We start from the raw sequence: 24119 nt of genomic DNA on the forward strand, positions 1-24119 counted from the left end.
AATACGGAGGTGATTCACCAGCTCTTCAGCCCCTCCGTCCAGCACATCCTCGACGTCGTCGGCATCTTCGTCTTCGCGATCTCGGGCGCCCTGCTCGCCGTCCGCAAGAACTTCGACGTCTTCGGGATCGCCGTCCTCGCCGAGGTCACCGCGCTGGGCGGAGGGCTGCTCCGGGATCTGGTCATCGGGGCGGTGCCGCCTGCGGCGTTCACGGATCTCGGGTACTTCCTGACGCCGCTGCTCGCCGCCCTGCTGGTCTTCTTCCTCCACCCGGAGGTGGAGCGCATTCAGACAGGGGTGAACGTGTTCGACGCGGCGGGCCTCGGCCTGTTCTGTGTCACGGGCACGGTCAAGGCGTACGACCACGGCCTCGGCCTCACCGCCTCCGCCGCCCTCGGTCTCGCGACCGCCGTGGGCGGCGGAGTGCTGCGTGACGTCCTCGCCAACGAGGTTCCCTCCCTGCTGCGTTGGGACCGTGACCTGTACGCGGTCCCGGCCATGGTCGGGTCCGCGCTGGTGGTCCTCTGCATCCGCTACGACGTGCTCAACCCGTTCACCAGCGGGATCGCGGTCGTCACGGCCTTCGTGCTGCGGCTGCTCGCGATGCGGTACCACTGGCGAGCGCCGCGCGCGTGGCACCGGCGGTCGACGGCCCATGACGAGGAGTCCGCGCGGTAGAGCCGGTGGTGCCGCCGCCCGCCTTCTGGCCGCCCGCGTCGAACTGCTGGGTCAGCCAGCGGAACACCGTGGTGATCTGGGGCCGCCACAGCGCCATGTTGTGGCCGCCGGCGCTGCGCGGCAGGAACACCACGTCCACCGCCGTCGGCGGCTTCGCCACCTTCTGCAGAGCCCTCCCGGCCTCGTAGCCGTCGCCGGACTCGCCGGAGACGTAGAGCGCGACCGCGGGCGGGACCCGGTCGTGCCTGAGGATCAGGTACGGGTTGTTCGCGGCCCTGAGCTGCGGGGTCTCGGCGGCCAGCGAAAGGGGTTCCCCGGCCGGGTCGTTGTAGCCGGACAGGGACACCCCGGCCCGGTAGCGGTCGGGGTGCGCGACGGCGAGCTTCGCCGCGCAGTGCGCCCCGGCCGAGTACCCGGCGACGGCCCAGCCGCCCGGCCCGCGCTCGGCGCGGAAGTTGTCCGTGACCATCTTCGGGACGTCGACACTGAGCCAGGTGTCCGCGTTGACCCGGCCCGCGATGTTGGCGCAGCCCGTGTCCGCGTCGGCGATGAGCGTCGTGCGCGGCGACACCAGGATGAAGGGCGTGATCTGGCCGCTCTTCATCAGCGGCAGCAACTGCTCGTGCGCGTGCAGCGAACCGAACCAGGACTTCGCCGAGCCCGGGTAGCCCGGCAGCAGCTCGACGACCGGGAACCGGCGGTGCTGGTAGGCGGCCTCGTGGTACTGCGGGGGCAGCCAGACGTAGACCTCGGCGTCGACGCCCGAGACCTGGCCCCTGAGGTCGGTGACCTGGACGCCGCCGGCCGCGTGCATGCCGGGCCCGTTGGCCTCGCGGAACGTCTGGCGCACCTTCGGCAGCTTGCGCAGCGAGATACCGCCGGTGCCGTCGGGGCCGAGGTCGGCGGCGGCCTGGACGTGGTCGCCCGTGCCGAGGAGGTCGCCCCAGTTGTCGTACAGGTTGTTGGAGTTGTTCACCAGCAGGAAGACCAGGGTGACAGCCGTGCCCTGGGCGAACAGCACCATCAGCAGCCGGGCGACGCCCCGTACGAGGGCGGGCCCGCGCACCCGGGACCAGAGGGCGAGGGGCAGCAGTACGGCGACGGCGGCGAGCGCGATCGTCGTGATGAGGAACGGCGTACCGGTGAGGCTCATGTCTGTGATGAGGCCGATCGGGGCCGACAGGTCACGGCTGCGGGGAAACCCTTACCCAAGACAATCCGGGCACTTACCAAGTGTGCGATTCCAGCCCCATAGCACAAAGCTACCGCTTAGTATTGTTCTGCTGTATCGTTCACGCATGCCAGAAGCAGCCTCTGTCCAGTCCACGCGGGCCACCATCGGTGACAGCGAGTTCGACCGCGACACAGCCGTCACCCGGCGCGCGCCCGGTGTCTACGACACCGAACTCTCCGCCGGCTGGACCGTCATCAACGCCGTCAACGGCGGCTATCTGCTGGCGGTGCTGGGCCGCGCCCTCGCCGACGCCCTCCCGCACAGTGACCCCTTCAGCATCTCCGCGCACTACCTCACCGCGTCCCGCCCGGGCCCGGCCGTCATCCGCACGGAGGTCGTCCGCACCGGACGCTCGCTGTCGACCGGCGCGGCCTCGCTCTTCCAGTACGACGCTGAGGGCAAGGAGGTCGAGCGGATCCGTGTCCTCGCCTCCTACGGCGACCTGGACGCCCTGCCCGACGACGTCCGGACGACCGCCGAGCCGCCCGCGATGCCGCCCATCGACCAGTGCTTCGGGCGGGAGGACGCACCCGGCCCGGTCCCCGGCGGTTCCGCCATCGCCGATCGGCTGTTGCTGAAGCTCGACCCGGCCACGCTCGGCTGGGCGCTCGGCGCACCGTCCGGCAAGGGGGAGATGCGGTCCTGGTTCGGGCTCGCCGACGGCCGCGACGCCGACCCGATCGCGCTGCTCCTCGCCGTCGACGCGCTGCCGCCGACCGCGTTCGAGATCGGCCTGTCCGGCTGGGTCCCCACGGTCGAACTCACCGTGCACGTGCGCTGCCGTCCCGCGCCGGGCCCGCTGAGGGTCTCGATAACGACCCGCAACCTGGCCGGCGGCTTCCTGGAGGAGGACGCCGAGGTCTGGGACAGCGCGGACCGACTCGTCGCCCAGTCGCGGCAGTTGGCGATCGTACGGCTCGGCTAGGGGTCGCGCTTTACCTGACGCACAGGCGGAGAACAGGGCGTACTCAAGGAAGCACCAGGTGTCGTTGATTTGATGGCCGCTTCGAAGCTCCCTCATCTTTCCTGGAGTTGTTTCTCATGAAGCGTGTGCGTCTCGTCCCCGCCGTGGCCCTGCTGGCGCTCTCCCCGCTGGTGCTCACCGCCTGCGGGTCGGGTGACTCGTCGGCCTCGACCAGCGGCAACTCCGGTACCTCCGGGCAGAGTTGCCAGCGACCGTCCGGTGCGCCGTCGGGTGCGCCCAGCGGTGCCCCGTCGGGTGCGCCGACCCGCGGCGCCTCGGGAGCTCCCTCGGGCATGCCGACCGGCGCGGCCCCGTCCGGCGCCCCCTCGGGCATGCCGTCCGGCGGGCCCGGTGGTGGCGGCCGCTGCGGTGGTGGCCCCGGCGGCAGGCAGGGCCAGGGTCAGCAGGCTCAGCAGCAGGGCTGACGGCGGCGGGGTCGGAGCCTCGCGGGTACGGCATGGGCGGCGCGCTCGCTGGACGGGCGCGCCGCCCACGTGCGTTTGGCGGAGGTGTTTCTCGAGGGCAGGGCGGGTCAGGCCAGCCAGTGGCGGCGGCCGATGGCGATCAGGCGCATCTGGCGGGTGGCCAGGTGGGCCACCTGCTCGCGCGTGGCCGCCGGAGCGTCCAGCGTCTCCAGGAACTGGGAGGCCGTCATCAGCATCTGGTCGACGTACAGGCCCGCGAGCATCAGCAGGTCCTCCTCGGTCCAGCCCGCCGACTCGGGCTGTTCGGCGAGCGCGTCCCGCACCTCCTCGGCGAACCGGGCCAGTTGGTCCCGGATGGCCTCGCGGACCGGCTGGACCCCGCCGTGCCGCTCGCGTGCGATGAAGCGGACGTGGGCGGGCTGCGCCTGGACGTGACCGGCGATCAACTCGACCGCGCGGACTATCCGGTCCTCGCTGTCGCCGGATCCGGACACCGTCGTACCGATCATCGGGTGGAGGCTGCCGAGCGCCTCCTCGACGAGGGCGACACCGAGGTCCGCCGTGGAACGGAAGTGCCGGTAGAAGGCGGTCGGGGCGACGCCGACGGCACGGGTGACCTCGCGCAGTCCGAGGCTGCTCAGGCTCTGGTCCTCCAACAGGCCGAGCGCCGCGTCCAGAAGCGACTGCCGGGTTTTCTGCTTCTGGACCTGCCGGACGCCGAGAGTGTGACTCATGCCATGCAGTTAACAACTGTTCTCTGTATTTGAAAAGCCGGGAGACGCGCTAGACTCGAGAGTCAGTGAACAAGTGTTACTACAAGCGTTCACTGAACTGTAACGAAAGGGAAATCCTCCCATGTTCTTCCTCGTAGCCGTCCTTCTGCTGCTGGGCATGGTGATGGGCACCGTCGCTCATCTCCCGGTCTCGTTCAGCGTCCTGGCCGCGGCCGGCATCGCCGCCTGGCTCGGCATCTTCGCGCTCCGTGAGCGCCTCGCCCGTCGGAGCTGATCACCATGCAACTCACCGCATCGGCCACCGGCCGTACCGAGCGCAACGCCCGTCGTGACGCCGACAGCATGGCCGTCGCGTCCTTCCTCCTGGGCCTGCCGGGCCTCCTGGTCCTCAACATCATCCTCGGCCCCGTCGCCATCACGCTGGCCGTCGTCGCCCTCTGGCGCGGCACCGCCCGACGCGGTCGGGCTCTGCTGGGCCTCGCCCTCGGTGTGGCCGACCTGGTGGTCCTGGTGACGCTCATGCAGCTGGACCACACCGTCTCCTGGAGCTTCTGACGGCGACCTCCCCCCGGTCCCGTCATCGGGGCGCCGTAGAATCAGGGCACCATGGCATACCTCGACCACGCCGCGACCACACCGATGCTTCCCGAGGCGGTCGAGGCTATGACCGCGCACTTGGGCGTCACCGGTAACGCCTCCTCACTCCACGCGGCCGGCCGCAGAGCCAGGCGCACGGTCGAGGAGGCCCGCGAGACGCTCGCCGAGTCGCTCGGCGCCCGCCCCAGCGAGGTCGTGTTCACCGCCGGTGGCACCGAGGCCGACAACCTCGCCGTCAAGGGGCTCTACTGGGCCCGGCGGGACGCCGATCCGGCCCGCGTCCGCGTCCTCGCCAGCCCTGTCGAGCACCACGCCGTGCTCGACGCCGTGCACTGGCTCGGCGAACACGAGGGTGCCGTCGTCGAGTACCTCCCGGTCGACGCGTACGGCCGGGTGCACCCCGACGCGCTGCGCGAGGCCATTGCCCGCGACCCCGGCAGTGTGGCCCTGGCGACCGTGATGTGGGCGAACAATGAGATCGGCACGATCATGCCGGTCCGTGAACTCGCCGACGTGGCAAACGAGTTCGACGTTCCCCTGCATGCCGACGCCGTTCAGGCCTACGGCCAGGTGCCCGTCTCCTTCGCCGACTCGGGGCTCGCCGCGATGACCGTCTCCGGGCACAAGGTCGGCGGCCCGTACGGCATCGGCGCGTTGCTCCTGGGCCGCGCGTACAGTCCCGTACCCGTGCTGCACGGCGGTGGGCAGGAGCGGCATGTGCGGTCCGGCACCCTCGATGTGCCGGCCGTCGCCTCCTTCGCGGTGGCCGGGCGGCTCGCCGCCGAACAACAGGGCTGGTTCGCCAGGGAGATCGGCGCCCTGCGCGACGCGCTGGTCACGGCCGTCCGTACGGCGGTTCCGGACGCGATCCTGGGCGGTGACCCGGTGGACCGCCTCCCGGCCAACGCCCACTTCACCTTCCCGGGCTGCGAGGGCGACTCCCTGCTCCTGCTGCTCGACGCCCAGGGCATCGAGTGCTCCACCGGTTCCGCCTGCACCGCCGGGGTGGCCCAGCCCAGCCATGTCCTCCTGGCCGTAGGCACCGACCCGGCCCTGGCCCGCGGCACCCTCCGCTTCTCCCTCGGCCACACCTCCACGGAGGCAGACGTCGACGCGGTCGCCGAGGTCATCGCCCCGGTTGTGAAACGCGCCCGCGCGGCGGGCCTGGCGTAGGGCCGGGGCCGGGGCCGCGTCCGAGCCCGGGACTGCGCCCGCGTCTGGGACAGCGTCCGCGCCCGGGGCCATGCTCGCGCCCGGGGCCGCGCCTGCGTCCGTGACCGTGCCTGGGCTGGGGCCCGCGCCTGCGCCCGTGACCGGGCCCGCATCCGCGCCCGCGCCCAGGACCGCGCCTGCCCCTGCGGGCCTGGCTGTGCCCGCGCCTGCGCCCGTGTCTGGGGCTGAGTCCGTGCCCGGGGCCGCGTCCGCGTCCGCGTCCGTGCCCGCGTCCGTGCCCGCGTCCGTGCCCGCGTCCGTGCCCGGGACCGGGACCGTGCCCGTGCCCGTGCCCGTGCCCGTCCCGCGTCCGTGCCCGTGCCCGCGCCCGGGGCCGCGCCTGCGTCCGCGCGCCGGAAAGGCGACGGTTCCCGTCCCGGTGGCCGCGGGCCTGGCCCCCGTGTCAGCGGGGCAGAGGCCGCCGTCGGCGCTTTCGCTGGCGGCGGCGGCCTGCCCGGTGGGGCCCGGGGTCGAGAGAGCGGCTAGCTCTCCGTGACCATCAGGGACGCCATCATGCCCTCGTCCTCGTGCTGCAGGAGGTGGCAGTGGAGCATGTACATGTAGGTGTCGTCGGCGAAGTCGGTGAACTCCATGGCTATCTGGATCGAGCCGCCGCCGACCACCTCGTACGTGTCGTACCAGCCGAGTTCGACCCCCGTGGGGGCCACCCCGTTGATCGCGACGAGCTGGTAGGGCACGTCGTGCAGGTGGAAGGAGTGTTCCAGCTGGGAGGCGTTGGTTATCGTCCAGATCTCCTTGGCTCCCAGCGTGGTGCTGATCATGGCCATGCCGGCCATGGTGAGCCCCGCCGAACCGTTGATCTTCATCGTCGTGCCCGTGTTGCTGAGCGTGATGGTGCGGGCCGTGAAGCCGGTGGTGTCGTACCGCTCGATGGTGTTGAGGCTGCTCGGCAGGTCGGCCGGGGTGTCGGTGCCGCCCGCGGCGACGGTGAGGAAGTCGTAGGTGCCGGAGCCGCCGCGGATCCAGCCGGTCGTGATGGTGACCTGGAGCGTGACGTCCTCGGTGACGTCCATGGTGAACTCGGCGCGGGCGCCGGCCACCAGCCGGATGGATTCCACCGTGGTCGGCGCCGTCAGATAGCCCTGGTCGGTGGCTATCTGGGTCAGCTTGCCGCCGTCGCTGCGCTGAATGGTGATGATGTCCGACGGCGAGGCGTTGAGCGCCCGGAAGCGGTTGCGGGTCTTGGTGGCGCCGAAGGTGAGCGTGGTGTCGTCGACGTTGGTGCCGTTCACCAGCACCGGGTACTTGAGGCCGGAGGTGAGGTACCCGGCCTGGTCGTACTTGATGTCGCCCGCGGCGGAGACGGCCAGGCACTGGAAGACGAGCGGGATGTCGTCGACGCCGTAGTCGCTGGGCAGGGCGGCTGAGGCGGCGGAGTCGTCCTCCACGATGATCATCCCGGCCAGTCCGTGTACCGCCTGCTTGGCCGTGGTGCCCAGGGCGTGCGGGTGGTACCAGAGGGTCTTGGCCTCGTCCAGGACGGTGAAGGTCGGGGCCCAGGTGCCCCCGGCGGCGAAGGCGTTCTGCGGGCCGCCGTCCATCGTGGGCGGGACGTGGGCGCCGTGGAAATGGACGGTGGTTTCCTCGGTGAGGCTGTTGGTGATGTTCAGCAGGACCTTGTTGCCAGTGGTCCATTTCATGGTCGGGCCGAGGAACGACTGGTTGTAGCCGGCGGTGGTGCTGGTGACCCCGCTGATCACCTCGCTGGTGCCGCTCTTCGCCTCCAGAGTGAAGGTGGTGGTGCCGTCGGCGGTGCTGCCCTCCAGGAGGTCCGGGATGGGCAGCTTGGCCGTGTTCGTCGCCGCGCTGGCCTTGCGGCCGGCGTCGGTCAGCAGCCCGAAGGTCGCGCCCGCCGCCGCCACGGCGCCGAGGCCGACGCCGGCCATCCCGCCGAGGAACTTCCGCCGGTGCATGCCCTTGCCGCTTCGGTTCTTCGCCCGGTTGCCACTGCCGTCCCGCTCGCCCGACCGCTGGTCGCCGTCGAGCTGCGGGGCCGCGCCGGAGGGGGCATCTGTGTTGGGGTTCATGGTCATGGCTGTGGATCTTTGGGCTAAGCCCTATGTAAAGACTGGGCCGAAAATAGGAGCGAACCCAGGAGGCTGTGCGACTGCCGTGCGCGCCAACTCCCTTGCAGAAAGGCGATGTTGGGGATCCGCAGGTCACCTTCGGCGCGCGGGACACATCGGGCGGCCGACACACCCGAATTGCTCACGACATTGCTAGCGTGTGACTTGTGTCACAGGGGTTGGCGGGGGTGGGGCTCAGGGAGGAGATCAGGCAGTCGCCGCGGCCGCCTCTTCCACCAGCCGCAGGTACTTCTTCCAGTCCCAGCCCGGCCCCGGATCCGTGTGGTCCGTGCCCGGTACCTCCACATGCCCGATGATGTGCTCCCGGTCGACGGGTATGCCGTACCGCGCGCAGACCCTGGCCGTCAGCCGAGCCGAGGCGGCGTACATCGCGTCCGTGAAGTCCTCCGGCTTCTCCACGAAACCCGCGTGCTCGATGCCGACGCTCCGCTCGTTGTACTCCCGGTTGCCCGCGTGGAACGCCACGTCCAGCTCGCGGATCATCTGCGTGATCTGCCCGTCCTCGCGGACGACGTAGTGCGCCGCCGCTCCGTGTCCCGGGTCCTGGAAGACCTTCACCGCGCTGGCGAAGCTGCCCTGCGTGACATGGATGATCACCCGGTCCACGTCGTAGTCGTCGGGCCGGTCCGCCATCCGCCAGTTCGCCGAGGAGGCCGCCACCCAGCGCGCCCCCGCGAAGTCGACCTCGCCCTCCTTGCGCGGCTTCGACACCCCGGGCACCCGCCACCACAGGTGCCGCAGCTCGTCCCGCGCGAGCACGCCCGTGGCGACGGCGGCCACCGCCCCGCCGATGAGCAGGGCGCGCCGCCCGATCCGCCGGTCGCCGTCTCCAGGGGCTCGCCCGTGGCCCTCGCTCCGCGACTGCCGGGGGACGTCCTGCGAGAGACCGCGGCCGGTGTCCTGCCGGGCCTGTGTTTCCTCCATGTCAGCGTGAACGGATACTCGCGCGCCCCGGTTCCCGGCGCCCCGTACCCTTGAGGGGTTATGACTCACACCTCGCAGCAGCCCCTCCGCGTACTGGCCGCCATGTCCGGCGGCGTGGACTCCGCCGTAGCCGCCGCCCGTGCGGCGGAAGCCGGCCACGACGTGACAGGCGTCCACCTCGCCCTGTCCGCGAACCCGCAGTCCTTCCGTACGGGTGCGCGAGGCTGTTGCACCATCGAGGACTCCCGCGACGCCCGCCGCGCGGCCGACGTCATCGGTATCCCCTTCTACGTCTGGGACCTCGCCGAGCGCTTCCGCGAGGACGTGGTGGACGACTTCGTCGCCGAGTACGAGGCGGGCCGCACTCCCAACCCGTGTCTGCGCTGCAACGAGAAGATCAAGTTCGCCGCGCTCCTCGACAAGGCCCTCGCGCTCGGCTTCGACGCGGTCTGCACGGGCCACTACGCGCAGGTCGTCACTCTCGCCGACGGCACCCGCGAACTGCACCGCGCCTCCGACATGGCCAAGGACCAGAGTTACGTCCTCGGAGTGCTCGACGACCGGCAGCTCGCCCACGCGATGTTCCCCCTCGGTGACACCCTCACCACGAAGGACGAGATCCGCGCGGAGGCCGAGCGGCGCGGTCTCGCGGTCGCCAAGAAGCCCGACTCGCACGACATCTGCTTCATCGCCGACGGCGACACCCAGGGCTTCCTGGCGAACCGGCTGGGCCGCGCCGAGGGCGACATCGTCGACGAGTCCGGCGCGAAGATCGGCTCGCACGAGGGCGCGTACGGCTTCACCATCGGCCAGCGCAAGGGCCTGCGCATCGGCACCCCGGCCGCCGACGGCAAGCCGCGCTACGTCCTCGACATCTCCCCGGTGAACAACACGGTGACGGTCGGTCCGGCCGCCGCCCTCGACGTCGACGCCCTCACCGCGATCAAGCCGCGCTGGTGCGGCGCGGCCCCCACCGGCCCCGGCACCTACACCGCCCAGCTGCGCGCCCACGGCGGCGAGACCGAGGTGACCGCCGAACTGGTCGACGGCCGCCTGGAGGTCACGTTCACCGAGCCCGTGCGCGGGGTGGCGCCGGGCCAGGCGATCGTCCTGTACGACGGCACGCGCGTCGTCGGCTCGGCGACGATCGCCACGACGAACCGGGTCGCGGCGGGCGTGAGCTGAGCCGCCGTAGAAGCTGACCGGTCCCGCCTCAGGCCCAGTGCAGGGGGTGGGAGAGGGTCACCCCGTGGGTGGCGAAGTCGATCGTCACGCGGTCGCGGTCGGCCGTCGTGAAACCGTGGTGGAAGCTGCTGCGGTCCGCGCCGAGGTAGACGTAGTGCACCCGGCCGGGGTGCAGCAGCGACGCGTGTCCGAAGAGCCCGGCCGTCATGTCCCGCAGCCCGTAGTGCAGCGCCTTCACCCCGGTGGTGAAGGTTCCCCGCCAGGCCTCTTCCCCGTCCCGCTCGACCGTGACCTGCCCGGTGACCTGCTGCGGCGGGGTCCCCAGGAAGAGGTACGGGGCCACGCCCGCGTCGCACAGCTTCGCGTACGACAGATGCCCCGCGTGCCGCTTGAACCGGCCGATGTCGGTGAGGTCGTTGCCGAAGGTGTACCCGGCGTACCTCGGAACGCCGTCCGCGTCGCCGACGTACACGAGGACGACCTCCGCCTCCTCGGTCACCGTGATCGCGTCCTGCGGCACGCGCAGCGGCTCCCCGGAGACCTTCAGGACCTCGCCCAGGCCCTTGAAGAACCAGTTGGGCTGGGTGGGCGCCCCCGAGTCCGCCTTCACGTTGTGGGTGGCCATGAACCCGCTGACCAGCGCGTCCCCGACGGAGTCGGGCAGCAGCGGCGGCCGGAAGCGTACGTCCGTCACGGCCGCGGTCACCGGTTCGCGGCCCTCGGTCAGCGCGGCGAGCAGGGCCGGGGTGTCGCCGTCGGCGGCCAGGACCGCGGCGCGCGGGTCGGTGCCGGCGAGGGCGAACAGGGTGAGGACGGTGTCCTCGGGGGCGCCGTGCCCGATGTACCGCTCACCCTCGTACTCGCATTCGAACAGGACCGTCATCGGGTGCTCTCCTCTAGTTCCGGTGCCAGGGCGGGTGCGGGGACGGGCGTGGGTGGGGCGGGCGGGTGCCAGCCGTGGTCGGTCCAGGTCAGGGCCGTCCAACGGCCCGCCTGTTCGGTCAGGACCAGGCCGAGACCGGGGCCCTCGACGGGGGCGACGGTGTTGGTACGGCGGTCCACCAGCGGGCGGGGGGTCACGATCGAGTCGGCCTCGGCGAAGAAGCGGTCGGACTGGCCCGCCTCGACGGTCAGGGCGTCCGGGCTGCGCAGGGCCAGCGCCCGGCTCGCGTTGATCAGCGGTCCCGTCTCGGCGACCTGGACGCCGATCTGGAAACCCAGGCCCTCGGCACGGGCGTACTCGACGAGCCGGGCCGAGGCGAGCAGCCCGCCGTTCTTGGACACCCGGACGTTCACCGCGTCGCACGCCCCGGCGGCCACCGCCTGCCGGGCGTCCGCCGCGGTGCACACCGACTCGTCGAGCAGGACGCGGACGCCCGTCGCGCGGCGCAGGGCGCGCAGCTCGGCCCAGGAACGGCGGGGGAGCGGTTCCTCGACGAGGTCCACCCCGGCCTCGCGCAGTCGACGCGCGTAGGGCGCCGCCGTCCCGGGCGTCCAGCTCATGTTGGCGTCCACCATCACCGGTACGTCCGCGCCGAGCCGTCGCCTGATCGCGCCGACCGTGCGGACGTCCCGCTCGATGTCGTCGGAGGCCTTCACCTTGACGAAGTGGAAGGGCCCCCTCGTGTCGAGGAAGTCCTCGACGCCGATGCTCAGGTCAAGCACCTGGGAGACGGGGACGGACAGTGCCTCGGAGGCCCCGGGGAGCAGCAACTCGCCCACAGGGACTGCCAACTGAAGGCACAACAGATCCAGTACGGCAGTCTCCAGCAGGCACACCAGGTTGGTGCCGGGGGCTGTCCCCAGGGTGTGGGTGAACAGCTCGGGGAATGTCGACTCGAAGCCGACGGCACGGAGTTGGTCGGCGAGGTCACCCGGTGGTGTCGTCCGCAGCCGGCCGAACAGGGCGTGCAGCGGGAGGCGCCCGAGTGCCTCCGTGACGCTGTCGGTCGTCTCGCCGGTGACGTACGAGCGGGGCGCGCACTCCCCGATGCCGGACGCGTCGTCGACGGTCAGGCGCAGGACCAGGCTGTCGCTGGTGCGGCGGCGGGCCGCCGGGTGGTCGAAGCCGATGCGCATCGGCAGCGCCACCCGGTACAGCCGTGCCTCAGACGCCACGGTCCAGCCCCTGGAGCAGGGTGTGCGTGGAGGTCCAGTCGACCAGCGCGCGGCCGGCGTCCGTGTAGAAGAGGTAGTGCCGGTCGGTGGGGAACTGCACGGCCAGCCCGCCGTCGGCGAACAGGCCCTGGAAGACCTCTCGGGTCGCGTCGAGGTCGATGATCGGGTCGGTGAGCCCGGACACGAACGCGGCCGGTACGTCCGGGAGTCGAGGCCGGCCGGGGTCCAGGTAGAGGCGTTCGAGGGCGAGCAGGACCGCGCGCGAACGGCGGGTGAGGGTCCGGGCGGCCAGGTCGTCGTTGTCGATGAACTCCTGGTAGCGGGGCTCGTCCGTGAAGTCCGCCGACCGCAGCCCCGCGTCCCACGGCTCCGTCCCGGTCTCGGCGGCCAGCGCCGCCCGCTCCTCGTCGTCGAGCACCGCGTGCAGCCGGCCCAGCCAGGTCGAGCAGAAGACGGTGGCGTCGTAGCGGACGGCGAAGTCGGGGTGGTGCAGGAGAGCCGCCAGGAACGAGCCGCCCAGGCAGTGCCCGAACAGGGTCAACGGGACGTCGTCGCCGATCAGTTCACGGGTGTGGGTGATCGCGGCGACATAGTCCGCGACGATCGTCTCGACGTCCGGCACATCGCGCCGTTCGCCGCCGCTGATGCCGCTGCCACGCCGGTCCAGCACGAAGAAGGCGATGTCGTTGTCGGCGAACTGCGGCCCCACCTCCCACAGCCAGCCCGCGTGGGACTGCAGCCCGTGGAAGTAGAACACCGCGCCCTTGGTCTCCCCGCGCGGCCGCCACAGATGCAGCGCGAGGCCGACGCCGTCCACGGATAGCGTGATGATCTCGCGACGCACGTCCTGCGGCGGCCTCTTGGTCTCGATCACCGGGGTACTCCCGCCCCGCCGACCAGGTCGGCGACGAAATCGGTGTCCTTCTGGAAGGGGCTGTACTTGTACTGGGTGGCGTTGCCGCGCTGGCGCCGGGACTCGGTGTACGCGGCGATGGTGTCGGGGCCGACGGTGTGGAACCGCAGCGGGCCGAGGCGTCCGCTGGTGCGCTTGCTCGCGTACTCGATGTTGACGTCTGTGAGCGCCCGGTCCACGGCGTCGGACAGACGGTGGTCCAACTCGGCGCCGGGGCGCGGGACTTCGCCGACCACGATGTAGTGCGGGGGCTCGGCCCAGCGGGGCCCGCAGAGATAGAGGCCGCCCTCCAGGCCGTACGCGGCCAGCGCCTGTTCTATCGCCTCGGTGACCTGGGCCTCGGTGATCTTCTCCCCGGTGAAGGAGTGGAAGACGCCGTCCCGGTGCACGAAACGGATCCACGGGACGCCGTCCCGGACCGCTTCGACGCGGTAGATGTCGCCGCTCCAGAGCCGGTAGAGGCCGTTGCCCTGCGTCATGATCAGGTGGTAGTCGCGGCCCGCCTCGACCTCGTCGAACAGCAGCGTGTCGATGTGCTCGCCCGCGTCCAGCAGCCTGCCCAGCTCCACCTCCGCCGGCACGAACTCGAAGAACGCCTGGTTGACCGCGAGGGGCTGGCTGTCCAGGGAGTGGTCGACGGGGAGCGTGGTGACGCCCTCCGTGCCGCAGCTCATGAACGGCATCGCGCGTGCCCCGGGCATCACCGCGTCCAGCTTCGACCGGTAGAGCCCGGCGGAGGACGACAGCCAGCAGCTGTACGCGCCGAGCGTGGGCCACACGTCGGTGAGGGTGAACTCGCCCTGGTCCAGGACCGATCGCAGGTGCCGGGCGGCCGACGGATCGGGCTCCGTGTACGGCCGGCCCGCCAGTGTGCCGGCGTCCAGGTCGCGGACCAGGTCGGGGCCGTGCTCGGCGATCAGGTCGCGCAGCGAGATCAGGGTGCTCGGGTTGATCGCCGACACGAACTCCAGCCGGTGGCCCACGAGATGGCGGATCCGGTGGTACATCCGCCCCGCGTGCGAGGAGGGCGCCTCCAGACCGAACCAGGGGGCCGCCGCCCAGGGCGGGTTCCAGTCCCGGCTGTTGATGCGCGGGTGCCGGTTGCTGATCGCCTGGTACTGGACCCCGTAGAGGAAGTCGTCGACGTTCTCGTGGACGGTCTGGGTGTCCAGGGTGGCGTGCGGATGGTCGAGGATCGCGGGGTGCAGGTCCAGGTAGGTTCCCCACATCGCCTGCATCGCCGGAATCCGGTACGTCAGCAGCCAGTGCAGGGTGTACGGGACCCGCTTGGGCGCCCCGGTCGTGCCGCTGGTCTTCAGCCAGCGCAGGACCGGGCTGCACGACAGGACGCCGCCCTTGGTCCTGGTCTCGCGGTCGATCTCGGGCGCGAAGTCGTCGTAGCGCCGGACCGGGAGGACGTCCCGGAAGCTCTTGGCGTCGGATTCGACGGTGTCGTAGCCGCGCTCCTTCCAGTGGAGGGAGTCACGGCACACCTCGACGATGTCCGTGAGGACCCGTCTCTGGGCCGCCGTCGGGTCCCCGAGGTCGGACAGCAGCGCCTCGCGGGCCCGCCGGCACTCCTCCTGGAAGGGGACTCGACGTGTGTTCCAGTGCTCTTCCCAGTGCTGCGAACCGCCCACGGCTTCAGCAACTCCCTCAGCTAGTTGGCTAGTTTCGACCTGAAATGCCACCGGTGGCGGCGATGGGGGGCGCAGCCCCCACAGGGGCGCGGGGAACTGCGCGACCAGCCACGACGGCGCCGCAGCAAACGGACGACACCCCGCGCACGTCTACGCCGCCAGCCCGCGGAAGCGCCCCGCGCACGTCTACGCCGCCAGCCCGCGGAAGCGCCCCGCGTGGAAGACCAGGGGCGCTGCCGCGCCCGACATCGCACCCTCGGTGGCGGAGGCGACGACCAGTTCGTGGTCGCCCGCCGGATGGATCACGGAGATCTCGCAGTCGAGCCAGCCGAGCGCCCCGGCCGGCACGGGATGACCGGCCGGGGTATACGCCCACTCCCGGCCGGAGAAACGTTCCGCCCCGCGTTCGCTGAACAGCCTGCACAGCTCCGCGTGCCCCTCGCCGAGGATGCTGACCGCGAACCGCCCGGCCGCCCGGACCCCGGGCCAGGTGGTCGAGGACCGGCCCGCGCACAGGGCGACGAGCGGCGGCTCCAGCGAGACGGACGTGAACGAGTTGACCGCCATGCCCACCGGGCCGTGCGCCGCGTTCGCGGTGACAAGCACGACGCCGGTGGCGAAGCGGCCGAGAATGTCGCGGAACGAGCGCTGGTCCAGGGGTGCGGATACCGGCGCGGTCTGTTCCAGCATGCGATGCCTTCCCCTCGGTCAGGGCCTGGGTGACCTTGAACGGCGCCCGTGCCAGGCGGAGTTGATGCCACGGGCGCCGATCGGACTACTGGCTCCGGCGCGAGATCGCCCAGTCGACGGCTTCCTGCGGACGGGCGGCGGCACCGTTGATCCGTGGTGCCACCTGCCGGGCGAGCAGCTCCAGACTGCGGTTGGTGTTCTCGTACGAGGTCCAGTCGGCGACGTACACGAGCAGCGAGCCGAAGCCGCCGGTCGCCTCCTGGATGCGGCGGACGCCCTCCACCACGTCGTCGACCGAGCCGACCAGCGCGCCGCCCGCCTCCACCCGGGCCTCCAGGGCGGTCTCCCGGGAGGCGCCGGGCGCCAGGACGGCACGGCCGGCCGCCTTGCCGAAGTACTCGAAGAGCCAGCGGTCGTAGCCCTCGCGGACCTCGGCGAAGGCCTGCTCACGGGTCTCCGCGACATGCACCGGCAGAGCGACGCGCCAGTCCTCGCGGCGCAGCGTCTGCCCGTACTCGTCGGCGGCCTCCTCGGCGTGCTTCCACTGCTGGGCCAGGCCCATGTGCTCCGGGGCGCCCGGCGTCAGCAGCGCGAAGGGCAGCGCGAAGGAGGTCATGCTCAGCCCGTACCGGCCGATCAGCCGGGGACTGGTCACCGAGGTGCCCGAGGTGGCCACCGCGACCTCGATCGGACCGGGGCCGAAGCGGGGCAACTGGAGCTTGGCGTCGACCAGTTCGTACCAGTCGGTCTTCTGTGTCACCCGCTCCTCGCCGTTGACGAGTTCGAGCAGGGTCGGCAGCGCCTCGTCGAGCCGCTTGCGCTGCTCCTTGCCGTCCAGGCCGAACATCGTGGCGTCGAACGGCACACCCGGCCCGACGCCCAGGATGTAGCGGCCCCGGGTGAGGTGGTGCAGATGGACGGCACGGCTGGCCACGTGGAAGGGGTGGTGGCCGGAGAGCGGGACCACCCCGTGGGCCAGTTTGATCTGCCGGGTGCGCTGGCTCGCGGCGGCGATCAGGGTCTCCGGGGCGCCGACCAGCCCCCAGCCGAGTGTGTGGTGCTCGCCGAACCAGGCCTCGTCGAAGTTGAGCCGGTCGGCCAGTTCGACGAGGTCGAGGTTGCGGTGGATGGCCAGATGGGGGTCCTGGCCCGTCTCGTGAACGGGCGAGAGGAAGAGACCGATACGGCTGTGCACTGCTTTCCTCCAGAGAGGGTGGGGGGCGCGGGTGCGGTGGGTTTGGCTGCCGTCAACTCACCTGGTAGACGGCGTCCTTGAGGGCGCGGGCGCGCTCGTAGTCAGCGGTGAGCAGGGTGTCGTCGGGAGAGGTCAGATAGATCCGCAGGGCGGCCGTCATCAGGTCGTTCGTGGGGCGGATGCGGGAGCCGGGCTTGTACTTGACCGCGGTGACGACGGTGCTCGGCAGTGCGTCGATCGCCGCCACGGCCTCGCCGTCGACGGCCGACACGACACCGTCCAGGGCGGTGGGCGCGTTGTAGGTGTAGGCGGACTGGAGCTTGCGGTAGACCCCGCTGCCGTACGTCCGGACGAACTCCGCCGGGCGGATGTACGCCAGCGCGGCCAGCCCCGCCTGGTTGTGGCCCAGGCACAGGTCCTGGAAGGCCGGGTTCAGGTTGCCGTTGAGGCGGGTCGCGATCTCCACCAGCACCGGGCCCTCGTCCGTGACGATGACCTCCGCATGCGTCGGCCCCCAGCGCACGTCGAGCGCCGCGAGGACGTCCGTGACGTAGGCGATCAGGGCCGGCACCGGGTCGGCGTCCGGCGCGACGAGGATGTCCCGGTTGTAGATGTTGCGGCCTGTCGGCAGCAGCGTCTTCTCGTACTCCCAGACCCCGCACACGTACTGGTGGCCGTCGGCGCTGACCGTGTCGACGATGTACTCGGTGCCCTTGAGGTACGACTGGACCAGCGCCTCCGCGTTGGCGTTGCCGAAGATGGTCCGGCCGGCCAGCACGCTCTCGGCGGCGGTACGCGTCTCCCCGGCGTCCTGGCACACGAACACCGCGTCGGAGCCGGCGGAGTCCAGCGGCTTCACGACCACCGGCCAACGCCCCTGGTCCTCGGCCCACTTGACGATCAGTGAGGCGTCGTCACTCTTGAACTGGTCGGCGCAGCGCACCCCGGCCCGGCGCAGTGTCTCGATCATCTCGTACTTGTCCCGGCGGGCCGGGGAGAGCGCGGTGCCGTTGGACTTCACCCCGAGCGCCTCGCTGAGCCGGTCGGCGGCCCGCACCGACGACTCCTGGCCGGGCACCACGGCGGCAGGCGCGTGGGCGCGCAGCAGCTCGACGAGTTCGGCCTCGTCGGTGCTCACGAGGTTGCTCTCGTACGCCGTCAGATCGGGCGCGAGCATCGTCGGGATCAGCTCGGCCGTGGTCTGCGCGTGGATCACCCGCGCGCCGAGGGCGCCGAAGGCGGCGGGGTAGAAGTTGCCGGCCGAGTAGCCGTCGACGACCACGGCGACCGGCCCGGCCGCTTCGGAGCCGTCAACAGCGCCTGTGGGTACGGAGGTTGCTGTCGGGGAAGCGGGGGTCTCGGAGACGCTCATGCCTGTCCTTCGAGTGTTTCGGGTATCTCGCGGGGAGCTGACGCGACAAAGCGTGCCAGCCTGGCGATGCCTTCCCGAATCGCGTCGGGAGCCAGGTTGCTGAAGCCGAGCCGGATCTCGCGCTCGCCGCCGCCTTCGAGGTAGAACATGCTCATCGGCGCCCAACTGACCCCGAAATCACGGGCGGAGCGTTCCATGGCCGTCAGGTCGGCGGTGAACGGCACCTTCAGGGTCAGGAAGAAGCCACCGCGCGGGGTGTTCCAGCTGACGCCGTGGTCGCCGTCCGGGGGGAACTCCTCGGCCAGCGCGGCCAGCACCGCGTCCAGCCGTTCCAGGTAGACCGCCGCCAACTCCCGTGTCGCGGACCGCAGATCGTAGCCCTGCTCGACCAGGAAACCGCCGATCACGGCCTGCGAGAGGGTGGAGGAGCCGACGCTGTACATCGCCTTCGCCTTGGACAGGGTCTGGGCCAGCGTCCGAGTGGTGCCACCGGCGTCGGTGACCTCCTGGTCGGCGACCAGATAGCCGAGCCGGGCGCCGGGGAACGCCGACTTCGCGAACGAGCCGAGATACAGCACTCGGCCACGCGCGTCCAGGGACTTCAGGGTGGGCATCGACTCGCCGTCCCGCGCGAACAGCCCGTAGGGGTTGTCCTCCAGGATCAGGAAGTCCTCCTCGGCGGCGACCTCCAGCAACTTCTCCCGGGCCGCGAGCGGCAGCACCGTCCCCGACGGGTTGGAGAAGTCCGGCACCAGATAGAGGGCGGCCGGCCGCCTGCCCTCGGCGCGCACGGCACGGGCGGCCGCACGCACCGTCTCCGGGTCGAGCCCCTCCGGGCCCTCCAGGACGCCCCGTACAGGGATGTCCAGCATCCTGGCGGCGCCGAGGATGCCGACGTACGCCGGGGACACCGACAGCAGGACGTCGTCTGGAGAGGCGAACAGGCCGCGCAGGGCGACCAGGGCGGCCTCCTGGAAGCCGTGGGTGATCATGATCGCCTCGGCCGGGACGTCGATGCCCTCGTCCTGCTTCAGCATCAGGGCGACCTCGTCCTGGATCAGGCCGTTGACGGGCCCGTACTGGAACAGCAGCCGGGTGATGCGCTGTTCCGGGACACCCTTGTCGCGCAGGTGCTTGATATAGCGCTCGGTGTAGAAGGTGAGATTGGCCAGATCGTGGTTTCCGTCGTAGGGCGCTCCCGAGGAGAATGACAGCGCGTCGGGGAATCGCAGCGCCGTCTCACTGAGGATGCGCATGGAGTCCATGGCCGGATCGACGATTCCCGCGTGCAGGGAGTCGAGGGTGAATGCCTTGGTTTCCTTGGTTTCTGTGTTTTCGGTCGTGAGGGTCATATCAGTGGGCTCCCTCAACGGCCGGAACTTCCACTGACCGGTTTTCCGAAGTATTTACCGAAGTGTTTACCGACGTGTTCAACGCGGCGATCCAGCTTCCCTTTCCCGGCGCCCATTCCTGAATTCGCGTCCGGGCCACCAGGCCACCCTTGACATAGGGTTCCTCGTCGAGAACGCGCTGCAGTTCCTCGCGGGACTCCACCTCGTACACGAGGAGTCCGGAGTTCTCACCGACAAGGGGCCCGCCGAGCAGCAGGACGCCGTTGTCGGCCAGCCGGTAGAGGTTCTCGGCGTGCGCCGGATGCAGGCCCTGGCGGCCGGCCCGGTCGACGTTGTACTCGAATTCGACGACAAACTTCGCCACACCCAGCTCCTTGCAGTGAGAATCATGACGACGCGCGTAGCGCGATGCGCGGGGGAGGTCACGGACCCGCCCGCGAGCGGGTCACATGTAGAGGCCGCCGTTGATGTCGATCACGGATCCGGTCGAGTAACCGGCGCTTTCGGAACACAGGTGCAGCACACTGCCGACGGCCTCGGCCACCGTGCCGTAGCGCCCCATGGGCAGCCGTCCCAGGACGTCCTTCTTCGACTCCTCGGTACGGCGTTCGAAGGCGCCGGCGACCCGGTCGGTGGCGATCGGCCCATGGGCGACCACGTTCGCGACCACACCGGAACCGGCCAGTTCGTACGCCAGCTGCTTGGTCATCCCGATCACGGCGGCCTTCGCGCCGACGTACGCGGCGTTGTTGAAGTGGCTGTATGTCCGCCCGCCCGCCGAGGCGAAGTTCACGATGCGGCCGTAACCGTCCTCGGCCATCCGGGGCGCGCAGACCTTGATCGCGATCCAGGTGCTGATCACGTTCTCCAGATGGGTCTGTTCGAAATGGCTGCGGTCGAGATCCGCGTAACCGATGACCCGGGTGTCGCCGCCGACGCCGTTCACCAGGACCGACGGCGCGTGCCGGGCGACGATCTCGGTCAACTGCCGCTCGGCGGCCGGGATGTCGGTGATGTCCCCGACGACCGCCTCGGTCTTCGTCACATGGGCGAGCTCATCGGCGAGGCGGGTGACGGTCTCCTCGTTCCTGTCGAAGAGGACGAGTGAGTGGCCTTCCTTCGCGAGACCTCTGGCCACCTCGGAGAGAATTCCCCCGGCGGCACCGATCAAGAGCGCGGTACGAGCAGTCACGTTGCTTTTCACCCAAACTTTACTTAAGTCGGCGGCCCTGAACGAGCAGGGCCCTGGTGAGGGAAGCCCGGTAGAACGCCACGCCAATCGGCCCGAATGGTCATCGGGCTGCAAGTGGCGATGGAGTGTGCTGTGTGGCAGACGTGGTGTGCGGTGTCGCAAGTACGGGTCGCGGTAACGCTCCGACGTACGCAACAAACTGGCACAGAAGGGTGGCCGCCCCCTCGGCACCTCCCAGAGGCTCACATCTGACTTCGGTCGTTGTCAACGATTTTCGGAAATTCCGTTGCCCGCTTGCCGTGACACGCGGAAACCGGAGACCCTTGCGCTCGGACCGCACCCACCGGGTAGTGTCCATTGGTCGTCCGGGCACTTCGGAAGTATGGTGCACCGCTCGGCCAAGTACTGTGAACAGTCGATGAAATGGTGTCGGGAACCTGGGAAGCGAACCGGTTCAGGCACCATCCTCAAGGGGTGGTCTTCGGCCACCTCGAAGAGGAAGAAGCGGAACGGGGGCAAGAGTGAGCAATCTTCTGGCGGGTGCTTTCCGGCCAAGACGGCATGGAATTGCGCCTTTCTGTTGGAGTGCGGCTGATCCACCGGCCGGCTGTGCCGATCCGGCTGTACGACGGCCGGCGCACAGGCCGAACCCGCCGCGCCCGTAGGCCCCCGGGAGCCCCCCACCTGCTCCCGTCCCGCCATGCGCCCTCCTTCCGCTTTCACCGACCCCACCGGACGAACGGATCATGCGACCCGACTCCCCTTGGCGGACAGCCGACTTCCGCACGCTGTTCACCGCATCCGCGCTCAGTCAGCTGGGCAGCAACGTCAGTTACGTCGCCGTACCCCTGGTCGCCGTGGCCGCGCTGGACGCCGGGCCCGGCCAGGTCGGCGCCCTCGCCACCCTCAGCACGATCGCCTTCCTGGTCATCGGCCTGCCGGCCGGGGCCTGGGTGGACCGGCTCAGTCATCGCCGGGTACTGATCGCCGCCGACCTGTGCCGCGCCCTGCTCTACGCCTCCGTGCCGCTGGCCTGGTGGCTGGACGCGCTCACCCTGGGCCAGCTCTACGCGGTCGTCCTGCTCAGCGGCTGCGCGACGGTGTTCTTCGACGTGGGTTCACAGAGCGTGCTGCCCCAACTGGTCGGCAAAGAAGCGCTGGTTCAGGCCAACGCGGACATCAACACGCTGATCGCCGCGGGCAACGTACTGGGCCGCAGCGCGGGCGGTGGACTTGTCTCGCTGCTCAGCGCACCCGCGGCCGTGCTGGTGTCGGCCGGCACCTATCTGGCCTCCGGGCTCGGACTCATCGCGATCCGGCGCACCGAGCCGTCCAGCAGGGCGAAGAACGGGGCGGGCAACCGGCTCCGCACCCAGATCGCCGAGGGCGTACGGCATGTCTTCGGCAACCCGGAGCTACGGGCGCTGGTGCTCACCGCGGCCCTCGCCAACCTCGGCTCCGCCGTCATCAACACCATGCTGCCGATCTGGTTCGTCCGCGAACTCGGCCTGCCCGGCGCAGCGTTGGGCCTGTTCTGGGGTGCCGGCGGGATCGGTCTGCTGATCGGCGCCCGCACCGCGCGGCCCATCGCCGCCCGGCTGGGATTCGGCCGTACGCTCGGTCTGGCCGGGGTGTGTCTGGCGCCGGCGGGGCTGCTCGTGCCGCTGGTCGACCGGGGGCCGTGGCTGTATCTCGCGGGCGCCGGATGGTGTTTGGCCATGTTCAAGGTGGGCATGGACAACGTGCTCGGAGTCAGCCTGCGGCAGCGGATGACCCCAGGCTCGCTGCTCGGCCGGATGAACGCGACGTTCCGCTTCCTGCTGACGGGCGCCCTGGCGGTCGGTGCCGCGATCTCCGGTGTCCTCGGTGAACTCGTCGGAGTCCAGGCCACGTTGTGGGTGGGCGGTGTGTTCGTGTCGACGGCCTTCCTGCCCGTCTTCCTCTCCCCGGTGCGGGTCCGCAGGGTCCTGCCCGACCCCGTCCCCGAGCCGGAACCACCCCGCACCCAGGACGCGCCCGCCTAGCTCGCGTGAATTCGCGCGCGGTTGCCTGCGGTTGGGTTGCGAATTCCTGCGGTTTCCGTGGGCCCGACGCTAGGCGGGATCACGCTATTTCCGCCCGGCATTCGGCCGGATATCAGTCCAACTTTTGATCAATAATCGGTCGAGTTCCGTTCAGTTTACCTGTAAAAGGTTGACCCTGTAGGTGACCGCCTGTCAGGATCAACCACGCACCCAGTCACAGACCTTTCGTGTGCCGATATTCCGAGTGCCCGACCGGGCGATCGAATATCAGGCGCCTCAGATCCCTGACCTAGAGGAGTGCGATGGCAGCCATCGACAGTGGCTACCGGACCGAAGGCATTGCGGATTATTCCGATCCTCGCGAAACCATGCGCGCCCTGCCCCGGTTCACTCAGTACCCACTCACCCTTTTCACCGGAAAGGCCCTCACCGGCCAGCGTTCCATATCCTGGTGGACGCCAGGATTTCACCTTCTGACGGCGTATCTCTCCATGGCCCTCGGCGTCGCCGCCGGCTGCGGCGGACTCGCGCTGGGCGGTGCCTGGCTGCTGCTGGTGCCGGCGGGCTGGGCCGTCACCCTGCACGGCATGCGCAACCTGCGCATGATGGTCTACCACCAGTGCTCCCACCGGAACATGTACCGAAGACGACGCCTGGACACCGCGATAGGCCGGCTCACCTCCAGCGTGCTGGTCATCCAGAACTTCGTCCGCTACAGCCGCGAGCACGTCAGCGACCACCACGCCGCCCACCACATGACCCTGCGCGACCCCACCGTCCAGGCCTTCCTGGTCAGCCTGAACCTGCACCCCGGGATGACCCGGCGGCAGATGTGGCGGCGGGTTCTCGGCCGGCTGGTGTCGCCCTGGTTCCACCTGAACTTCCTGGTGGCGCGGGCCCGTTCGTTCTGGCACGGCTCGGCGCGGGCCGAGAAGGCGACCTTCCTCGCCCTCTACCCGACCGTGATCGCGGCCACCGTCCTGACCGGGACGTGGCAGGCCCTGCTGATCGTCTGGTTCGTTCCGCTGATCCCGCTCTTCCAGATCAGCAACACCCTGCGGCTGTGCGTCAAGCACACCTTCCCGGCCCGGGACCTCGCCGTCCGGCGCGGCAAGGAGTACTTCGGCGGCCTCACCAACGCCATCTTCATCGGCGAGGCGGCACCCGCTCCCGGACTGCCGCCGCTGCGCCGGGCCGCCGCCTGGGGACGCTGGTCGCTGCGCATGCTGTTCGTGCACGCGCCGGCGCGCTATCTCGTCCTCACCGGGGACACGGTGGTCCACGACTTCCATCACCGGTATCCGTCCACCCAGCAGTGGGCGAACTACATCTTCGAACGCCAGGCGGACCTGGAAAAGGGCAGCCCCGGCTGGCCGCCCTACACGCATGCCTGGGGTCTCGTACCCGCGATCAACCGGGTATTCGACTCGCTCTCCGTCGCCGATCCGGAGGAATTCAATGTCGCGAGACTGCGTGCGGTCAGTAAACGAGAACTGTTCGCCGCATTCGACGACTGAATGCACGCAAGTTCGTCCAAAGATTCCGTTCGTAGATCCCGGGGG

The 24119-nt window shown here is 70.3% G+C and carries 23 protein-coding genes; 9 read left to right on the top strand and 14 right to left on the bottom strand.

Annotated features, from left to right (window positions below):
* Positions 1-9: 9 nt before the first annotated feature.
* Positions 10-678 carry a trimeric intracellular cation channel family protein gene (locus tag OG241_RS39390; RefSeq protein ID WP_405822452.1) on the top strand — a complete coding sequence of 223 codons (669 nt, stop codon included), beginning with the start codon at positions 10-12 and terminating at the stop codon, positions 676-678.
* Here the strand turns inward: OG241_RS39390 and OG241_RS39395 are convergent.
* A complete protein-coding gene (locus tag OG241_RS39395) occupies positions 575-1831 on the bottom strand; it encodes an alpha/beta hydrolase (protein WP_405822454.1) in 1257 nt (418 codons plus the stop codon). The genes OG241_RS39390 and OG241_RS39395 overlap by 104 nt on opposite strands.
* Positions 1832-1976: 145 nt before the next feature.
* Here OG241_RS39395 and OG241_RS39400 point away from each other — a divergent pair, with 145 nt between their 5' ends.
* Positions 1977-2837, top strand: coding sequence for a thioesterase family protein (locus tag OG241_RS39400; protein WP_405822456.1), 861 nt, complete (start codon positions 1977-1979; stop codon positions 2835-2837).
* Between the two features lie 116 nt (positions 2838-2953).
* Entirely contained in the window at positions 2954-3301 is a 348-nt protein-coding gene (locus OG241_RS39405; RefSeq protein WP_405822458.1) for a hypothetical protein, read from the top strand.
* Between the two features lie 107 nt (positions 3302-3408).
* Here the strand turns inward: OG241_RS39405 and OG241_RS39410 are convergent, their stop codons facing one another.
* Positions 3409-4035, bottom strand: coding sequence for a TetR family transcriptional regulator (locus OG241_RS39410; RefSeq protein WP_405822460.1), 627 nt, complete (start codon positions 4033-4035; stop codon positions 3409-3411).
* 121 nt (positions 4036-4156) lie between these two features.
* On the opposite strand from OG241_RS39410, the gene OG241_RS39415 reads away from it, so the two are divergent.
* From OG241_RS39415 to OG241_RS39425, 3 genes are read left to right on the top strand one after another with little or no spacing between them, the layout of a single operon-like run.
* Positions 4157-4309: a hypothetical protein gene (locus tag OG241_RS39415; RefSeq protein WP_006375553.1), complete on the top strand. Its 153-nt coding sequence runs from the start codon at positions 4157-4159 to the stop codon at positions 4307-4309.
* Between the two features lie 5 nt (positions 4310-4314).
* A complete protein-coding gene (locus OG241_RS39420; protein ID WP_405822462.1) occupies positions 4315-4590 on the top strand; it encodes a DUF4190 domain-containing protein in 276 nt (91 codons plus the stop codon).
* Positions 4591-4641: 51 nt separating this feature from the next.
* Positions 4642-5805: a cysteine desulfurase family protein gene (locus OG241_RS39425; RefSeq protein WP_405822464.1), complete on the top strand. Its 1164-nt coding sequence runs from the start codon at positions 4642-4644 to the stop codon at positions 5803-5805.
* A 521-nt stretch (positions 5806-6326) separates the two neighbouring features.
* Here the strand turns inward: OG241_RS39425 and OG241_RS39430 are convergent.
* Both OG241_RS39430 and OG241_RS39435 read right to left on the bottom strand, forming a co-directional pair.
* A complete protein-coding gene (locus tag OG241_RS39430; RefSeq protein WP_405822466.1) occupies positions 6327-7892 on the bottom strand; it encodes a multicopper oxidase family protein in 1566 nt (521 codons plus the stop codon).
* Positions 7893-8138: 246 nt separating this feature from the next.
* Complete coding sequence (locus tag OG241_RS39435; protein ID WP_405822467.1) at positions 8139-8876, bottom strand: N-acetylmuramoyl-L-alanine amidase; 738 nt, start codon at positions 8874-8876, stop codon at positions 8139-8141.
* 60 nt (positions 8877-8936) lie between these two features.
* Between OG241_RS39435 and mnmA the strand changes: the two genes are divergently transcribed.
* Complete coding sequence (gene mnmA, locus OG241_RS39440) at positions 8937-10061, top strand: tRNA 2-thiouridine(34) synthase MnmA (protein WP_405822468.1); 1125 nt, start codon at positions 8937-8939, stop codon at positions 10059-10061.
* 28 nt (positions 10062-10089) lie between these two features.
* Here mnmA and OG241_RS39445 read toward each other — a convergent pair whose 3' ends face one another.
* The 10 genes from OG241_RS39445 to OG241_RS39490 all read right to left on the bottom strand — a co-directional run bounded on the left by OG241_RS39445 (position 10090) and on the right by OG241_RS39490 (position 20533).
* Positions 10090-10944 carry an FAH family protein gene (locus OG241_RS39445; protein WP_405822470.1) on the bottom strand — a complete coding sequence of 285 codons (855 nt, stop codon included), beginning with the start codon at positions 10942-10944 and terminating at the stop codon, positions 10090-10092.
* On the bottom strand, positions 10941-12179 hold the full coding sequence (locus tag OG241_RS39450; RefSeq protein WP_405822472.1) for a mandelate racemase/muconate lactonizing enzyme family protein: 1239 nt from the start codon (positions 12177-12179) through the stop codon (positions 10941-10943). Before OG241_RS39450 ends, OG241_RS39445 begins: the two co-directional genes overlap by 4 nt.
* Positions 12169-13053, bottom strand: coding sequence for an alpha/beta hydrolase (locus OG241_RS39455; RefSeq protein ID WP_405822474.1), 885 nt, complete (start codon positions 13051-13053; stop codon positions 12169-12171). The genes OG241_RS39450 and OG241_RS39455 overlap by 11 nt, the downstream gene beginning before the upstream one ends.
* The gene (locus tag OG241_RS39460) at positions 13050-14732 is read right to left on the bottom strand and encodes a GH3 auxin-responsive promoter family protein (RefSeq protein ID WP_405822476.1); all 1683 of its coding nucleotides are present in this window, start codon (positions 14730-14732) and stop codon (positions 13050-13052) included. Before OG241_RS39460 ends, OG241_RS39455 begins: the two co-directional genes overlap by 4 nt.
* 186 nt (positions 14733-14918) lie before the next feature.
* Positions 14919-15422 (bottom strand): flavin reductase family protein, encoded by a 504-nt coding sequence (locus OG241_RS39465; RefSeq protein ID WP_405822478.1) that lies wholly within the window; start codon positions 15420-15422, stop codon positions 14919-14921.
* Positions 15423-15507: 85 nt separating this feature from the next.
* The gene (locus OG241_RS39470) at positions 15508-16617 is read right to left on the bottom strand and encodes an LLM class flavin-dependent oxidoreductase (protein WP_405822479.1); all 1110 of its coding nucleotides are present in this window, start codon (positions 16615-16617) and stop codon (positions 15508-15510) included.
* A 52-nt stretch (positions 16618-16669) separates the two neighbouring features.
* Positions 16670-17989, bottom strand: a complete 1320-nt coding sequence (locus OG241_RS39475; protein WP_405822480.1) for an ATP-grasp domain-containing protein — start codon at positions 17987-17989, stop codon at positions 16670-16672.
* Complete coding sequence (locus tag OG241_RS39480; RefSeq protein ID WP_405822482.1) at positions 17986-19341, bottom strand: PLP-dependent aminotransferase family protein; 1356 nt, start codon at positions 19339-19341, stop codon at positions 17986-17988. Before OG241_RS39480 ends, OG241_RS39475 begins: the two co-directional genes overlap by 4 nt.
* A gap of 1 nt (position 19342) precedes the next feature.
* Positions 19343-19705, bottom strand: a complete 363-nt coding sequence (locus OG241_RS39485) for a YciI family protein (protein ID WP_405822484.1) — start codon at positions 19703-19705, stop codon at positions 19343-19345.
* Positions 19706-19786: 81 nt separating this feature from the next.
* Entirely contained in the window at positions 19787-20533 is a 747-nt protein-coding gene (locus OG241_RS39490; RefSeq protein ID WP_405822486.1) for an SDR family NAD(P)-dependent oxidoreductase, read from the bottom strand.
* Between the two features lie 746 nt (positions 20534-21279).
* On the opposite strand from OG241_RS39490, the gene OG241_RS39495 reads away from it, so the two are divergent.
* A complete protein-coding gene (locus tag OG241_RS39495) occupies positions 21280-22557 on the top strand; it encodes an MFS transporter (protein WP_405822487.1) in 1278 nt (425 codons plus the stop codon).
* Between the two features lie 302 nt (positions 22558-22859).
* Entirely contained in the window at positions 22860-24074 is a 1215-nt protein-coding gene (locus OG241_RS39500) for a fatty acid desaturase (protein ID WP_405822489.1), read from the top strand.
* Positions 24075-24119 lie beyond the last annotated feature (45 nt).

Source organism: Streptomyces sp. NBC_01390, from assembly GCF_045040105.1.
Taxonomy (GTDB): domain Bacteria; phylum Actinomycetota; class Actinomycetes; order Streptomycetales; family Streptomycetaceae; genus Streptomyces.

Coding starts and splice junctions, on each gene's coding strand:
- OG241_RS39395 (WP_405822454.1), bottom strand. CDS start 1,831: ATGAGCCTCACCGGTACGCCGTTCCTCATCACGACGATCGCGCTCGCC.
- OG241_RS39400 (WP_405822456.1), top strand. CDS start 1,977: ATGCCAGAAGCAGCCTCTGTCCAGTCCACGCGGGCCACCATCGGTGAC.
- OG241_RS39405 (WP_405822458.1), top strand. CDS start 2,954: ATGAAGCGTGTGCGTCTCGTCCCCGCCGTGGCCCTGCTGGCGCTCTCC.
- OG241_RS39410 (WP_405822460.1), bottom strand. CDS start 4,035: ATGAGTCACACTCTCGGCGTCCGGCAGGTCCAGAAGCAGAAAACCCGG.
- OG241_RS39415 (WP_006375553.1), top strand. CDS start 4,157: ATGTTCTTCCTCGTAGCCGTCCTTCTGCTGCTGGGCATGGTGATGGGC.
- OG241_RS39420 (WP_405822462.1), top strand. CDS start 4,315: ATGCAACTCACCGCATCGGCCACCGGCCGTACCGAGCGCAACGCCCGT.
- OG241_RS39425 (WP_405822464.1), top strand. CDS start 4,642: ATGGCATACCTCGACCACGCCGCGACCACACCGATGCTTCCCGAGGCG.
- OG241_RS39430 (WP_405822466.1), bottom strand. CDS start 7,892: ATGAACCCCAACACAGATGCCCCCTCCGGCGCGGCCCCGCAGCTCGAC.
- OG241_RS39435 (WP_405822467.1), bottom strand. CDS start 8,876: ATGGAGGAAACACAGGCCCGGCAGGACACCGGCCGCGGTCTCTCGCAG.
- mnmA (WP_405822468.1), top strand. CDS start 8,937: ATGACTCACACCTCGCAGCAGCCCCTCCGCGTACTGGCCGCCATGTCC.
- OG241_RS39445 (WP_405822470.1), bottom strand. CDS start 10,944: ATGACGGTCCTGTTCGAATGCGAGTACGAGGGTGAGCGGTACATCGGG.
- OG241_RS39465 (WP_405822478.1), bottom strand. CDS start 15,422: ATGCTGGAACAGACCGCGCCGGTATCCGCACCCCTGGACCAGCGCTCG.
- OG241_RS39475 (WP_405822480.1), bottom strand. CDS start 17,989: ATGAGCGTCTCCGAGACCCCCGCTTCCCCGACAGCAACCTCCGTACCC.
- OG241_RS39480 (WP_405822482.1), bottom strand. CDS start 19,341: ATGACCCTCACGACCGAAAACACAGAAACCAAGGAAACCAAGGCATTC.
- OG241_RS39495 (WP_405822487.1), top strand. CDS start 21,280: ATGCGACCCGACTCCCCTTGGCGGACAGCCGACTTCCGCACGCTGTTC.
- OG241_RS39500 (WP_405822489.1), top strand. CDS start 22,860: ATGGCAGCCATCGACAGTGGCTACCGGACCGAAGGCATTGCGGATTAT.